The sequence below is a fragment of the Methylomicrobium agile genome (assembly GCF_000733855.1).
In the GTDB taxonomy this organism is placed as follows: domain Bacteria; phylum Pseudomonadota; class Gammaproteobacteria; order Methylococcales; family Methylomonadaceae; genus Methylomicrobium; species Methylomicrobium agile.
Genome location: NZ_JPOJ01000001.1, coordinates 3964428 through 3978404, shown reverse-complemented (window position 1 = coordinate 3978404; position 13977 = coordinate 3964428). Strand labels below are relative to the sequence as shown.

Below are 13977 nucleotides of genomic sequence, written 5' to 3'. Positions count from 1 at the left end.
TGGTCTGACAGCTTCCAAAATAAATTTTGACGGAATCTTACAACGAATGTTCGAACTCGACCCATTTCGGTCTTTTAAGCGCTATTTCTTGAAGACTGTTCGCTGTCAATAAGCGGACTCATAATATTCCCCGTCGAACTTGCATTGCCCAGATGAGCCCAACTGCATGTCATGATATCCGGCTCTGTTCGTTTTAGCCTGGTAGGTCGGGCAACCGCTTCACCGTTGCCCGACATTTGGGCGGCGAAGAGGCCGTTCGATGATCCGTAACCATGACCTCATACTGCCGCATCGAAAAAGTCGGGCACAAAAAGCGTGCCCGACCTACAGGGCTGTAACTGATATGTAAATCTGTCAGATCAAATCTGAAGTTTTAAATCGTCTGGCGCCGCGATTTCCGCATCGGTTAAATAGCATCCCGGATCTTCGGCCCAGAAGTTGCCGGTGGTCTGTGCGGCGCGGACGCGGGTATTGCCGTTGCAGATCGCCTGATAGTGGCAGGTTGCGCAGCGGCCTTCGAGCGGGCGCGGCGACCGCTTCAGGCCGTCCATCAACGGATCGCTGCGGTCCGTCCAGATTTCCGAAAACGGGCGCTGCCTGACGTTGCCCAGATCGTAATGCCACCAGAACGTATCCGGATGTACGGTGCCGAGATTGTCGATATTCGCGACGTTCACGCCGGAGGCATTGCCGCCCCATTGTTCGAGCCTGGCGCGGATATGTTCGGCCTGTTCCGGGAAACGCTGCCTGACCCAGTGCAGAAAATACACCCCATCGGCATCGTTGTTGCCGGTCACGAATTCGCGCTCCTTACCCTCCTTCAGCCAGCGATAGCAGGTGTCGAACAAGAGATTCATCGCCTCCCGCGTCATCTGGTAATGCGCGTCGTCCTTGCGGTTGCGGTTGCCGCGGCCGCCGTAGTTCAGGTGCGACAGATAAAATTTGTCGATGCCGTAATCGTCCATCAATTGCAGCAGAGCCGGAAAATCCTGCGCGTTGTCCTGCGTCAAGGTAAACCGGATGCCGACCTTGATGCCTTTGTTCAGGCATAATTCAACGCCATGCAGCGCTTCGTCGAACGAGCCGGACATGCGGCGGAAGCTGTCGTGCGTTTCCTGGATCCCGTCCAGGCTGACGCCGATGTACTGATAATCGATGTCGGCGATTTCGTCGATGTTTCGTTCGGTAATCCGGGTGCCGTTACTGGATAGGGCGACATAAAAGCCCATTGCCTTCGCGCGCCGGGAAATGTCGAAAATATCGGGGCGCAAGAGCGGCTCGCCGCCGGACAGGATCAGTACCGGGACTTTGAACCCTTTCAGGTCGTCCATCACGGTGTAAACTTCCTGCGTGCTCAGCTCTCCCGGAAAATCAATGTCGGCCGAGGTCGTGTAGCAATGTTTGCAGGCCAGGTTGCAGCGGCGGATCAAATTCCAGATGACGACCGGCGCGGCCGGTTTACGGGCGGGTTTCAAAGGCTGGGGATCCAGCAACTCCCGCATAAAATGGCTTAATCTGAACATGGTGGTTGTCAATTAAAATGTAGGGTACGCTGCGCGTACCATTTTGGCGTCATTCTGCTGGGGTGGGCTTAAGGTACGCACAGCGTACCCTACAAGGTGGTGTTGCGCTTACCGGCTGCGAAATCCGGTCTTTTTCAAAATCCGGGTGCTGTAGAGTACCTCCGAGCCCAGATTATCGTCGCCCAGAATCTCCGCGATTCGTTCGATCTGCCGGTCGACCGCTTCCTGGCTCTTGCCGTGCACCATCGCGAACAGGTTGTAGGGCCATAACGGCAAATGCCGGGGACGGCGGTAACAATGGCTGACGAAATCGAGCCGGCCGATTTTTTGACCCAGCGCATCGACTTGCTCGTCCGGCACGTTCCAGACCGTCATGCCGTTGAACCGGTAGCCCAGTTGGTAATGATTCGGCACCGCGCCGATCCGGCGGATCACGCCGAGTTCCTGCATCCGGCGCATCCGTTCGATCACTTCCGCGGCGGATAATTCCAGTTGCTCCGCGACGGTGTGATAGGGCCGCGCCGTCAACGGCAGGCCCGCCTGCGTGGCGCGCATGATTTTCAGGTCGATTTCATCGAGATTTGGCATCAGGCTTCCAGTTTCAGGCCGACGAAATATTCGGTGATTTTCGGCATGTCGTACACGGTCAGGCCGGTCCGGCGTTCGATCTCATCCAGGGTATCCCGCAATTGTTCGGGCGTTTCGGTCGCTAGCACGAACCACATGTTCAGCGTGTGGCGGCGGGCATAATTATGCGCGACTTCCTGGAATCCATTCACGATCCCGGCGACTTCCTCGAAGCGTTCTTCAGGCACCCGCATGGCGGCCAGCGTCAAGGCGCCGCCCATCGCTTCGGCGTCGTACAACGGTCCGAAGCGGGATAAGGTTTGTTCTTGTAACAGTGTTTCGAGGCGTTCAAGCAGTTCCCGTTCGCTGAGCCCCAAAGCCTGCGCAGCTTCCAGGTAAGGTCTTTCCGAGATCGGAAATCCGGTCTGCAGCGCATTGATGATGCGGCGGTCTATCTCATCCATGAGCTAACTCGGCTGGAGCGGCGGGTTCCGGTGTTCGATAGAGGGCGCCGCGCTGTTTGAAGCAGCGCCGGCTGAAAAGAATTTGCCGGTCGAAGCGGTCCAGATTGCAGTCCGCGCCAAGCTGTTCGAGCTGCTGGAGCACGGTATCGCGGTCCTTGCCGTGAATCATGCAATACAGATTGTAAGGCCATTCGAGGGTGCGCGGGCGCTGATAGCAGAGCGTTACGAAAGGTGCCTGGCTGATGCGGCGGCCGATCTCTTTGACGAACGCATCTGGAATATTCCAGACGATCATCGCATTGGCCCGGTAACCCAATTGGCGATGCTTGACGATTACACCGAGCCGCTTGATCAGGCCGATCCGTTTCAGAACGGTCAGCCGCGCGATCACCTCCGTTTCGGTCATGCCGAGTGCAAGGCCGATGTCACGGTAAGGCCGCGGGCTGATCGGCAGGCCCAGCTGGATTGCGGCCAGCAGTTCAAAATCGCGCGCATCAAGCATGGCTCAGGTCCAGGCGGAATCCCAAATCGATGAAAAAATCGTCGACCAATGGCAGGCGCTGGGTCAGGTAACCGGTTTCCCGTTCGATTGCGTCGAGCACTCGGGCCAGATGGTCCGCCGTGGAAGCGACCGCGACGAACCAGAGATTGAAACGGTGCTCGCGTTCGTAGTTGTGATTGACTTCCGGAAAGCGGCTGACGATATCGGCGATTCGCTGCAATTCCGGTTCCGGGACCGCCATCGCGACCAGCATGCTGGCGCCGATCCGGTTCGGCGGAATGATCGGGCCGACGCGGCTGATCAGCTGGTCCTCGCGCAGTTCGGCCAACGCCGACAGCACCTCGTCTTCGCTGACGCCGAGTTTATTGGCGATTTCGAGATAGGGACGCACGCTCAGCGGAAAATCGCGCTGAAAATCGTTCAACAAATGCTTCTGCAGATCGGTCAGCATGGTTATAAACCGATCTTGTGGGCGCGCGAGGTGAAAAAGATGCCGTTCGGTTTTTGTACAGGCAGGCGCGCCGCTTCCTGCAACGTGGCGGTATCGTAAACCACCACCTGATTGTCGTCGCGCAACGCGACCCAGACCTGTTCGCCGCGCGGGGTGAATTCCATGTGCAAGACGCCCTTGCCCGGCGTCAGCAGTTTCGTTAACGACAAGTCTTTGGTGTCGATTACCAGGAGCTGGTTGTTGTCCGGAAATGCGAAATTGACCCAGACTTGCCGCGCATCGGGTCGGGCCATCACGAAGACCGGCTGTCCGGGCACCGGAATCGCCTTGACGAGTTGCCAGGATTTTTTATCGATCACCAGTACTTCATGCCGGCCGATCGCGGGCGCAAGCAGGTAGTCGCCGGTCACGGCCCAGCCTTCCAGGTGCGGCATTTTATAGACCGGCAATTTTTCGTCGTGCTTGCCGTAATCGGGCAGAATGCGTTTGACGCCCTGTTCCGGCTGCCATAAATCGAGCAACGCCAGACCCGGCTCGCCGAACAGGCCCGCAATGTAATAGTGCCCGTCCGGCGCCATCAGCGCATCGTAGGGTTCCTTGCCGATGTTCGGATATTTTTGAATCACCGGTTGTTGCGGATTTCTGACGTCTGCGGTCCAGATTTCACCCGCATCCCACAGGCTGAACACGAAACGCTGGCCAGGCGCATCGGTCAGCCCGACCACCTTCGACAGTTTGCCGTCTGCGTAGCGTGCCGGAATGTCGGCGACCGGTTCCAGCGTGTCGGCCGCGAATATCTTCACGCCGCCCGGCGTGTAGTTCGACACCGCGATCAGCTTGCCGTCCTGGGAAATCGCGCCGCCGATGCTGTTGCCGGCCTGCACGATGCGCTTTTCGACCTTGTCCTGAAGCAGGTCGATCTTGCTCAGGCCGCCGTCGCGCCCGAAAACGTAGGCGTAGCGCTGGTCGCGCGAAAATACCACCGAAGCATGCGACAGGTCGCCGAGTCCTTCGACTTTGGCGAGCGTTTTATGCCGAGTCGTATTGACGATGATGGCGCTGCCGGTTTCGCGTTCGATCACGACGCCGAGGTCGCCGGTGGCGCGGAGTTCCGCAAAGGCGGACGAGGCCATCAGAAAAGGCAGTAAAAAGAAGGGCAGCCGTTTATGGGGGCTTAGGGGGGTGTAAGATGCTTTCAACGGCTGAACGGTTTGCCGTCCCGCGGCGCGAGATACCCAAATAGAGGAGAAGCGGGGGCGTTTCGGCACAAGGCGCATAAACGAAAAAAGCAGTTTTCTTTTATTCATGAAAATCAAAGTAATGAACTGGCAGCCGAGAATTCCTGGTATGCACTCTAACAGGGAATAAATGGGAAGGATTGAAGGCGGGATTTATTTGTCCGAGGGCTGCCGCAAAACTCCGATCAGCCATAAAGCTTCCTCGCGATTCATGAACGGCCGCCAGGGCGGCATCGCGGTGCCCCGGCGTCCGTTCAGAATCGTATCGGCCAGAAAGTCGTCCGATTTGCCGGCCAGCGTTTCCGGCAACAGGGCAGGCCCCATGCCGCCCTTTAAAGTCAGGCCGTGGCACGCCCCGCAATCCTGTTTCAACAGGTCGCGGAGCGCCTGCTGCCGCTCGGCCGAAATCTCGCCGCCGGCTGCCGGCAAGGCGACCAGCAGCAGCGGCAGCAGTTTTCCGATCATGGGTTTATGTTTTGTTGGGCGTAATAAGCCGCGACATCGGCGATATCGTCGTCGGACAGCGATCCTGCGATCGCGTTCATGATGTCCGATTTGCGGGTCTTGTCGCGGTATTCCTTCAACGCTTTCTGCAAGTATTCCACGTCTCGTCCGGCCAGGGGCGGAAACGGCGCGTCCGCCGACGGCGTTCGGACGCCATGGCAATGCGAACAGACCTGGGCCGCTTGCGTCTGGCCCGTGCAAATACTTTCCGCATCCGCCGGTGCCGCGGCAAAAATTCCCGCCATCAACGCGCCGGAGGTGAACAGTGCTTTCATGGATTCGCTCCCTTCGACTCTTCGGGCGACAATCCGCGCGTGATGTATTTGACGCGGCCATGCGAGAAGATGCCGGCCGGGCTTTCCATCGGGACCGCGGCGACTTTTTCGAGCGAAGTCGAGTCGAATACCGCCACCTCGTCGCCATTGTACCCGGCGCTCACGTAAAGATATTTGCCGTCCGCGCTGTATTCCGGAAAGTAGGCATGACCGCCGACATCCAGCGTCTTGACCACTTCCAGCGATTTTTTGTCGATCAACTGCACGGTGCGGGCGCGGCGGTCTTTGGAAATGATGTCCACCGCGACATAAGGCGCGTTTTGATGCGCGGCCGGCGATTCGGTGCCGCCGGCGACAGGCACTTGCTTGACGACTTCCATTTTGTCCAGATCCCAGACGCTGACGACTGTCTTGCTGCAGTCGCCGAAGTTGGTGCCGAAGCCCAGCGTGCGGCCGTCGACTTGAACCGCCGCGCCGCCGCCGACATGCGGCACGCAGCCTGCGTCCAGCTTTTTGATGATCTTGCGCTCTTTCAGGTCGATCGCGGTCACGATGCTGTCGTCATAGGAAGCGACCATCAGCTTGGTGCCGTTGTGGGTCAGGAACGCATCGTGCAAATGGCGGCCGACGTTTTCGATTTTGGTGACCGGGAAATCGTCCTTCAGGTCGACGACCCAGACCTGGCCGGCATTCTCCAGCGCGACGACCAGCACGTCGGCATACGGCGTGCCGATTACCATGCCCGAATCGGAAGAAACCAGATTGCCGTCCGGATCCACGCCTTCCAGTTCGAACGTTTTCAACGGTTCCAGGGTATCGGCGTTCAAGATTACCGCGTTGTGCGGCACGTAAGAGCCGGCCATCAGGTATTTGCCGTCGCGCGAGACGCCGAGGCCCGGTCCGTTGAAGCCGGTCTTGATGCTGCGCACGACCTGCATCGAATACAGGTCGACCTTGAAAATCTCGGCGGTGTCGTTCTTCACGTAAGCCCAGCGCGGATTGGCCGGGTTGTAGTCGATGATGTGCGCGGCCGCGTTGGTGGGGATTTCGCCGACTTTTTGATGGGTTTTGCTGTTGATGAACACCGCTTTCGAACCTTCGCCGCGGCCGTATTTGCCGCGCGCCGCAACGCCGATGATGTCGTCCATATCGTCGATCGCGTAGGCCGGTTTTTCCGGCAGTTTGCTTTCGTCCGAGACATACACCTTCAGCGAGGCTTTCATGTCGTCGATCGTCCAGGCCGGATTGTCTAGCTTCGGCGTCGACTGCAGATGCTTGACCAGGCCGCGAATGTCGTCATCGGACAAGCGGCCATAGAACGGCGGCATCAGCGTATCGAAGCTGCCGGTCATCACGATCGTGCGCAAAGCAGTCGGGCTGCGGCCTTTCAGTGTTTCGTTGTTCAATGCAGGCGCTAGAAATCCGCCGTGGTCCGATCCGTGGCAGCTCGCGCAATTTTCTTCATAGAGCCGGTGGTATTTCCGGGCATCATCCGAGGTGGCCTGTGCGCCGTAGGGAATAAGAAGTGCTGCTATGCCGGCGGCGAATGTGTTGGATAAAAGCGATTTGGCGGTTTTCATTCTTTGTTGGGTCTCCAAAATGGTTTTGAATCGATATTAGCATTAAATGGCAGGCAGCTTCAAGCCGGATACCGTTTGCGAGCGTAGTGAAAACAATGCGGCGTTAACCGCAACGGCCGGGCAGTGCGGTTCCGCCGCAGGTAAAGTTGGTGCCGGTCGATTCGGAGCGTGGCGGCGTATATCAAGGGATCGATCCGATTCAAATCCCCTGCGAGCGAAGGCCGCAAGCCTTGGCACGCGGAATATTTCAATAGGCTGATTCGGCTGATTCCGGCTTGCCGCGATTGGCGATGCCGAAGGGGATGTGTACCATGGGGATGTCCTTGCCGCGTGCCGAAAGATGGCTCTTCTGGTCGTCGAAAAAAATATGCGGCTTGAAAATGGTAAGAATGCGTTCCTTGCTCATTCCGCCCAGGAAGAACGTTTCGTTCGCGCTGACTCCCCAGCTTTCGAGCGTGGTAATCACCCTTTCGTGCGCAGGCGCGTTGCGGGCGGTGATGATCGCGGTGCGCAGGATGCGTTTATAGTTCCGATCCTGTTCGATCGTCCGGTCTTCGAGTTGCTGCATGATGGCCAGTTTTCTGAACAGGTCGGCCAGTGGCCCCGGATTGTGCGGAATGTGTGATCGGTCCAGCTCGTGCTGGTGAAATTGCCGCAATTGGCCGTTGCGGTAAACCGTTTCCGCTTCGTCGTCGGCCAGCACGCCGTCGAAATCGAAGGCGACGCGCAATTCCTCGTCGTCGGGATCGTCGAAAACGGCCGAAGGCAGCACGGCACCTGCCGGATAACAGGCAGCAATCGCTTTCTGCACGTCGTTTTCGTTGGCCGACAGGAACAGGGAGGCATTGAACGCCGGAATGTAGGGGTAGGGCGATTTGCCTTCGGTAAAGGCGGCGCGGCTGATGTCGAGGCCGTGGTGCCTGATCGAGCGGAACACGCGCTGGCCGGTGGCGGCCGAGTTTCGGGACAGCAGCACGACTTCGACGGGCTGTTCGGCGCCGAAGCGTGCGTTGATGTTCAGGAAGCGGCGGATGAATGGGAAGGCGACGCCTTTGCCGAGTATTTCGTCGCGGTTCTGTTCCTGATAGGCCTTATAGGCGACGGGACCTTGATCGCGAAAGACGCGGTCAGATTCGCCGAGGTCGAACAACGCGCTCGACGAGACCGCGATCACGAATTTTTTATCGATCGGGTAGGGCATGATTCATCCGGATGCAATGCGCGTATCAGCGATACAACACCTGATCGCACCGCGCCGGTAAAACCGGGGCTTTCGGCGGCGGCTGCTTTTTGGCGGGCGCCTTGGCTTCGGCCGAAAACCACCAGGCCAGCGAGGCATCGCAGCCGTCGCCTGCGGGCAGGTTTTCCTGGCTTTCGCAGTAGCGGCCGTTCTTCGGGCATTTCAGGCGGACATGAAAGTGATCGTCATGCTTCCACCAGGGGCGGATTTTGCGCAGCCAGCTCCGGCCGGCGTGCGTCCGGCACAGTTCCCGCTTGATGCCGGCATTCACGAAGATTCTTTCGACTTCCGGCATTTCCGCGGCGATCTGGAGTATCCGCTCGTTCGCTTGGGACCATTGGCGGCTGTCGATCAGGTCGGAATGATCGCGCAGCACCGAAGGCGCGCTCCACTGTTCCCGTTCGTGATCGGCCAGCGTCCGGGTTTCGGCCTGTTTCGACAGCAGGAACCAGATGTCGACGTCCAGGCCGTTCTGGTGGCTGCGATGGCCGCTCGGGGCCGGGCCGCCGCGCGGCTGTCCCATGTCGCCGATCAGCAAAACGCCGAGATGCCGGCTCACGGCGCTCTGCCCCAGGGTTTCGATAAAATTTTTCAGGTCGGGGTGGCCGTAATAGCGGTGCCGGGACAGGCGCATCACCTGATAGCCGGTGCCGTTCGGCGGTAGTTGGACCGCCCCGCTCAGGCAGCCGGCCGTGTAGGAACCGATACTTTCGGCGACGGGGCCGAGGACGGCCGGCGCGGTGACGCGCGCCCAAGGATTGGTTCCGGCTTGTACGGAATCGTGGCAGGACAGCGCGACAAGAAATAGCAACGAGGAAATTTTTTTCATAACGGACGGAGGACGAAGTGACGCGCCCGGGGACGACGCGGAGCATGCGGGCATTGTACAGATTTTCCGACGAAGCTGTGTTGAAGTCTTCCGCTTTTTTAAGATTAATCGAATGCTAATCGGCTGACGATAAAATGGAGCCAAGCGGATAGCCGGCCGGATGATCGGCAGTCGTAGTCCACCCATTTATCAAAAATTTACGGTGAACGGTTTTGCCTTTCCGTCCGATGGCTTATTATCATTCATCATTCCCCGCGCTAACGCTGCCTTAGCCCGATTTGTTACGGAACATTCCAACCCATGACTCCTAGATTGCTTTCCTCAGTCGCCATTTTATTCGCTGCGATGACCCGGCCCGGTTGGGCCGAGTCGTTCAGCCTCCCTTTATCTGCGGATTACAGCCTGATCAAAAATACGCTGGTTTCGCAGCTTTTTACCGGCCCCGACGCCAGCGCGAATGTCTGGAAAGACCGCCAGGGCTGCAGTTTCGTGCAACTCTCCAATCCGCAGCTGGACGGGCAGAATGGCCAGGTGCATCTGACGAATAACGTGCATGTCCGTTTTGGCTCGGGGATGAACGGCCAGTGCCTGCCGCTTTTGGAATGGAGCGGCCTGCTCGAAACCTGGCAGCGGCCGACGATCGATCCTCAGCAAACGGTGCTCAGCCTGCCGGTTACCCAGGCACGGGCATACGACCGGTCCGGCGTGCCTTTGAATATCGACCAGCTGCAGGACTTGTTGCGGCGCTATGCCGAGCCGCAACTGGCGAGCCTGAAAATCGACCTGAACCGGTCGCGCGGCGACATTGAGCGCAAACTGGCCGAATACTTGCCGAAGGAAAACGAGGCGGAACTGCATCAGATCATCAGTACGCTGAAATTTACCGGCGCGGCCGCCAAAGACGAGGGAATATCGGTGACTCTCGGTTTCGACGCGCCGGCCAAGCCTTTGACGAACTCGCCGGCCGGTCCCTTGTCGGCTGCCGAACAGCAGCAATGGCAGGAAACCTGGCAGGAATGGGACGCGTTTTTCAGCAAAGCAATCCAGCAGGCGTCCTTCGACTCCAACTCCGAGCAGATGCGCGATACGCTGACTGAAATTCTGCTCGAAGCCCGCAGCGCGTTCCAGGCCGCGATCAAAGGCCAACAGACGGGAGGTAAGGATCCTGTCCGGGTATTTTTTACCGACACCTGGGAACGGCTTGCGCCCGAACTGCATAATTTGGCGAAACAGTTGCCTGAAATTCAGGGGTTGCGCTATATGACTTTCATTGCGGCGACCGATGTGATCTATCAGCTCGAAAGCATTGGAAGCCCGTTGGGTCTGGAAATCTCGTCCGAAGGCCTGCGCAAGCTGGCGCGCATTTTGATCAAAGGCCAGCAGGAACGGGCCTTGTCATCCCCATCGGATACACCGCAGGCGCAGGCCGGCTTTCAGTCCGGCCAAAGCAAGGTGCAGTTCTGAACCCAATTCAGCGGCACGGCATGAATGCCGGAAAATGGCTTTGATGCCGGTCTCTACGTTTATCAGGGAGTTGTTTATAAGTCTTCCATTCTTATGGAAAACCGCTTTCATCGATCAGGAATTTTTGTGAACTTCGCGATATTCTTCTATCCTATACCCGATCAATATCTGAAAATCACGCGAAGATATTCATTCCTACAACGCTTCTTAGGAGGATAATCATGGGAATTTCCCTGAGCAAAGGCAGTAATATCAGCTTGTCCAAGACCGATCCCACGTTAAAGAACGTATTGGTCGGCCTCGGCTGGGACGTGCGGGCGACCGACGGCGCCGACTACGATCTGGATGCGAGCGCGTTCATGGTCAAGGACGACGGCAAGGTCCGCTCCGACAGCGATTTCATCTTCTACAATCAAACCAGGTCGGCTTGCGGTTCGGTCGAGCATACCGGCGACAACCGTACCGGCGCGGGCGACGGCGACGACGAGACGATCGTGGTGGCGCTCGACAAGATACCGGCCGATATCCAGAAGATCGCTGTTACGGTAACCATCCATGACGCGGAGGCGCGCAAGCAGAATTTCGGCCAGGTGGCTCGCGCTTATGTCCGGATCGTGAACAAGGATACCAACAATGAAGTGGCGCGCTACGACCTCAGCGAAGACGCCTCGATCGAGACCGCGATGATCTTCGGCGAAATCTACCGCCACGGCGGCGAATGGAAATTCCGCGCCGTGGGCCAGGGCTATGCCGGCGGCCTGGCCGCTCTGGCCCGGCAGTACGGCATCAACGTATAAGCCGCAATTTTAAAACAACACCCATAAGCAAGAGGAGCATGAGCATGGCGATTTCATTGAGCAAAGGCGGCAACGTCAATTTGAGTAAGGAAGCCCCCGGATTGAACAAAATTCTAGTCGGTCTGGGTTGGGACGCGCGCGCGACCGACGGCGCGGCATTCGACCTCGACGCCAGCGCTTTCCTGGTCAAAATGGACGGCAAAGTCCGTTCGGACAACGACTTTTGCTTCTACAACAATAAAACGGTCGCCGATGGCGCGGTGGCGCATACCGGCGATAATCTGACCGGCGCCGGCGAAGGCGACGATGAGGTCATTAAAGTGGAGCTGAGCCGCATTCCGGCCGATCTGGACAAAGTCGTTTTCTCGGTGACGATTCACGAGGCCGAGTCGCGCAGGCAGAATTTCGGCCAGGTCAGCCGCGCCTATATCCGGATCGTGAACGAAGAAGGCGGCCAGGAAATCGCGCGCTACGATTTGAGCGAAGACGCCTCGATCGAAACCGCGATGATCTTCGGCGAAATCTACCGGGTCGGCTCCGACTGGAAATTCAAGGCGGTCGGCCAGGGTTATGCCGGAGGTCTCGGGCCGTTGGCGTCTTCGTTCGGCGTCAACGTCTGACGCTGCCCGATTAAGCCGCATGGACATCATTTCCAAAGGGCAGCGGTTGCCGCTGTCCTCGCTGTTTGCCGGCGCTTCGCAAGCCGTGCAGGTCGGCCTCGACATCAACGGTTTGGAGACCGCCGTCGATTTCGCCTGTTTCGGTCTGGACGCGCAGCAAAAGTTGTCCGACGACCGCTACATGGTTTTCTACAATCAGCCGAAAACGCCTTGCGGCAGCGTCGAGCTGGCCGTTCCTGCCGGCGATCAGACGGGGTTTTTGTGCCGGCTCGACCGCTTGCCGGCTTCGATCGACCGGTTGGTTTTTACCGCCGCCATCGACGGTAACGGGACGATGAGGCAAATCCGGTCGGGCCATCTGCGCTTTTTGCAGGAAGGGCGGGAATGTGCGCGCTTTGCCTTTGCAGGGCCGGATTTTCAGGATGAAAAAGCCCTGATGCTCGGCGAGCTGTACCGGAAGGACGGGACATGGCGGTTCTGCGCCACCGGCCAAGGCTTCAACGGCGGCCTGGCGGCATTGGTCAGGCATTTTGGCGGCGAGGTTGCCGAGGAGGCGTCGGTGCCGGCCAGCACCAAATTGTCGCTCGAAAAGAAAATGGCGGCCGATGCGCCCAAGCTGGTCGATCTGGCTAAAAAAGCGACCGTCTCCCTGGAAAAACATCGCTTGCAGGAAACGATTGCCCGGGTCGGCCTAGTTCTGGATGCGTCGGGTTCGATGAGCGCGCAATACAGCAAGGGTAGGGTACAGGAAGTGATCGAACGGCTGTTGCCGTTGGCGGTCCATTTCGACGACGACGGCGAACTGGACGTTTGGGCGTTTTCACGCAAGGCACTGGCGCTGCCGCCCGCCACGCTCGCCAATTATGCCGATTATGTCAACAGCGCGGAGCGGGGCTGGCGCAATTGGGGCATGATGAGCATCAATAACGAACCGGCGGTGATCGAAAAGGTGATCGCGCATTACCGAAACACGCGGCTGCCTGTTCTGGTGATTTTCGTCAGCGACGGTGGCGTCAGCCAGAACAAAGAAATCAAACAGTTATTGATCGAGGCGGCAACGCTGCCGATTTTTTGGCAGTTCGTCGGGATCGGCGGCAGAAATTACGGCGTTCTCGAAAAGCTCGACACGATGGCCGGCCGCGTTGTCGACAACTGCGGTTTTTTTGCGCTGGATGATCTTCATGGCATCGATGAGCAGGCATTGTATGACCGTCTGTTGGGCGAATTTCCTCAATGGCTCGAAGCAGCCAGAGTCAAAGGCATCGTTCATTAGCGTCAGAATCCACAACAATCATAAAGAATCTCTAAATAAACTCGGAGAGCAATACGATGGGTATCAGTTTACAGAAAGGCCAGAAAATCTCGCTGAACAAGGAAACGGGCGGTGTGCTGAACAAAGTGATCATGGGGCTGGGTTGGGATGCGAAGAAATCCGGCGGCGGCCTGCTGAAAGGGATGTTCGGCGGCGGGGGCGGCGGTTCGATCGACCTTGACGCTTCGTGCGTCCTGTTCGACGAGCAAAAGAAAATCGTCGATACGGTCTGGTTCCGGCAGTTGAAAAGCAAGGACGGCAGCGTCGTGCATACCGGCGACAACCGGACCGGCGCGGGCGACGGCGACGACGAACAGATCATCGTGGATCTGAGCAAGGTGCCGGCCAACGTCAAATCGCTGGTATTCACGGTCAATTCATTCACCAACCAGACTTTCGATCAGGTCGAGAATGCGTATTGCCGCCTGGTCGACAGCGCGACTAACAAGGAGATCGCCCGTTATACGCTCAGCGCGCAGGGTTCGCATACCGCACAGGTCATGGCGAAGGTGTACCGCCACGAAGGCGAATGGAAAATGCATGCGATCGGCGAAAACGGTCACGGCCGGACGATCGACAGCCTGCTGCCGCAAATCACCGCGAATTTGTAA

The 13977-nt window shown here is 58.1% G+C and carries 16 protein-coding genes; 5 read left to right on the top strand and 11 right to left on the bottom strand.

Going from position 1 to position 13977, the window contains the following annotated elements; genetic code table 11:
- Window positions 1-359: 359 nt before the first annotated feature.
- The 11 genes from nirJ to mepA all read right to left on the bottom strand — a co-directional run bounded on the left by nirJ (window position 360) and on the right by mepA (window position 9173).
- Window positions 360-1502 (bottom strand): heme d1 biosynthesis radical SAM protein NirJ, encoded by a 1143-nt coding sequence (gene nirJ, locus CC94_RS0118515; protein WP_213069369.1) that lies wholly within the window; start codon window positions 1500-1502, stop codon window positions 360-362.
- A gap of 129 nt (window positions 1503-1631) precedes the next feature.
- Complete coding sequence (gene ahbB, locus CC94_RS0118510; protein ID WP_005372325.1) at window positions 1632-2111, bottom strand: siroheme decarboxylase subunit beta; 480 nt, start codon at window positions 2109-2111, stop codon at window positions 1632-1634.
- Window positions 2111-2554, bottom strand: coding sequence for an AsnC family transcriptional regulator (locus tag CC94_RS0118505; RefSeq protein ID WP_005372323.1), 444 nt, complete (start codon window positions 2552-2554; stop codon window positions 2111-2113). The genes ahbB (CC94_RS0118510) and CC94_RS0118505 overlap by 1 nt, the downstream gene beginning before the upstream one ends.
- A complete protein-coding gene (ahbB, locus tag CC94_RS0118500) occupies window positions 2547-3056 on the bottom strand; it encodes a siroheme decarboxylase subunit beta (protein WP_005372322.1) in 510 nt (169 codons plus the stop codon). Before ahbB (CC94_RS0118500) ends, CC94_RS0118505 begins: the two co-directional genes overlap by 8 nt.
- Window positions 3049-3507 carry an Lrp/AsnC family transcriptional regulator gene (locus tag CC94_RS0118495; protein WP_005372321.1) on the bottom strand — a complete coding sequence of 153 codons (459 nt, stop codon included), beginning with the start codon at window positions 3505-3507 and terminating at the stop codon, window positions 3049-3051. The genes ahbB (CC94_RS0118500) and CC94_RS0118495 overlap by 8 nt, the downstream gene beginning before the upstream one ends.
- A 2-nt stretch (window positions 3508-3509) precedes the next feature.
- Window positions 3510-4640 (bottom strand): cytochrome D1 domain-containing protein, encoded by a 1131-nt coding sequence (locus CC94_RS0118490; protein WP_157203474.1) that lies wholly within the window; start codon window positions 4638-4640, stop codon window positions 3510-3512.
- Between the two features lie 258 nt (window positions 4641-4898).
- Window positions 4899-5210: a c-type cytochrome gene (locus tag CC94_RS0118485; protein ID WP_005372316.1), complete on the bottom strand. Its 312-nt coding sequence runs from the start codon at window positions 5208-5210 to the stop codon at window positions 4899-4901.
- Window positions 5207-5524 (bottom strand): c-type cytochrome, encoded by a 318-nt coding sequence (locus CC94_RS0118480; protein ID WP_005372315.1) that lies wholly within the window; start codon window positions 5522-5524, stop codon window positions 5207-5209. The genes CC94_RS0118485 and CC94_RS0118480 overlap by 4 nt, the downstream gene beginning before the upstream one ends.
- Window positions 5521-7104 (bottom strand): nitrite reductase, encoded by a 1584-nt coding sequence (locus tag CC94_RS0118475; protein WP_005372314.1) that lies wholly within the window; start codon window positions 7102-7104, stop codon window positions 5521-5523. The genes CC94_RS0118480 and CC94_RS0118475 overlap by 4 nt, the downstream gene beginning before the upstream one ends.
- 247 nt (window positions 7105-7351) lie before the next feature.
- Window positions 7352-8305, bottom strand: coding sequence for a 5'-nucleotidase (locus tag CC94_RS0118470; protein WP_005372313.1), 954 nt, complete (start codon window positions 8303-8305; stop codon window positions 7352-7354).
- A 25-nt stretch (window positions 8306-8330) separates the two neighbouring features.
- Complete coding sequence (gene mepA, locus CC94_RS0118465; RefSeq protein ID WP_005372312.1) at window positions 8331-9173, bottom strand: penicillin-insensitive murein endopeptidase; 843 nt, start codon at window positions 9171-9173, stop codon at window positions 8331-8333.
- 300 nt (window positions 9174-9473) lie between these two features.
- On the opposite strand from mepA, the gene CC94_RS0118460 reads away from it, so the two are divergent.
- The 5 genes from CC94_RS0118460 to CC94_RS0118435 all read left to right on the top strand — a co-directional run bounded on the left by CC94_RS0118460 (window position 9474) and on the right by CC94_RS0118435 (window position 13977).
- Window positions 9474-10637: a hypothetical protein gene (locus CC94_RS0118460; protein ID WP_005372311.1), complete on the top strand. Its 1164-nt coding sequence runs from the start codon at window positions 9474-9476 to the stop codon at window positions 10635-10637.
- A 221-nt stretch (window positions 10638-10858) separates the two neighbouring features.
- A complete protein-coding gene (locus CC94_RS0118450) occupies window positions 10859-11434 on the top strand; it encodes a TerD family protein (protein ID WP_005372310.1) in 576 nt (191 codons plus the stop codon).
- A gap of 44 nt (window positions 11435-11478) precedes the next feature.
- Window positions 11479-12054: a TerD family protein gene (locus tag CC94_RS0118445; RefSeq protein ID WP_005372309.1), complete on the top strand. Its 576-nt coding sequence runs from the start codon at window positions 11479-11481 to the stop codon at window positions 12052-12054.
- 19 nt (window positions 12055-12073) lie between these two features.
- Complete coding sequence (locus CC94_RS0118440; protein WP_005372308.1) at window positions 12074-13327, top strand: VWA domain-containing protein; 1254 nt, start codon at window positions 12074-12076, stop codon at window positions 13325-13327.
- A 56-nt stretch (window positions 13328-13383) separates the two neighbouring features.
- Window positions 13384-13977, top strand: a complete 594-nt coding sequence (locus tag CC94_RS0118435; protein WP_005372307.1) for a TerD family protein — start codon at window positions 13384-13386, stop codon at window positions 13975-13977.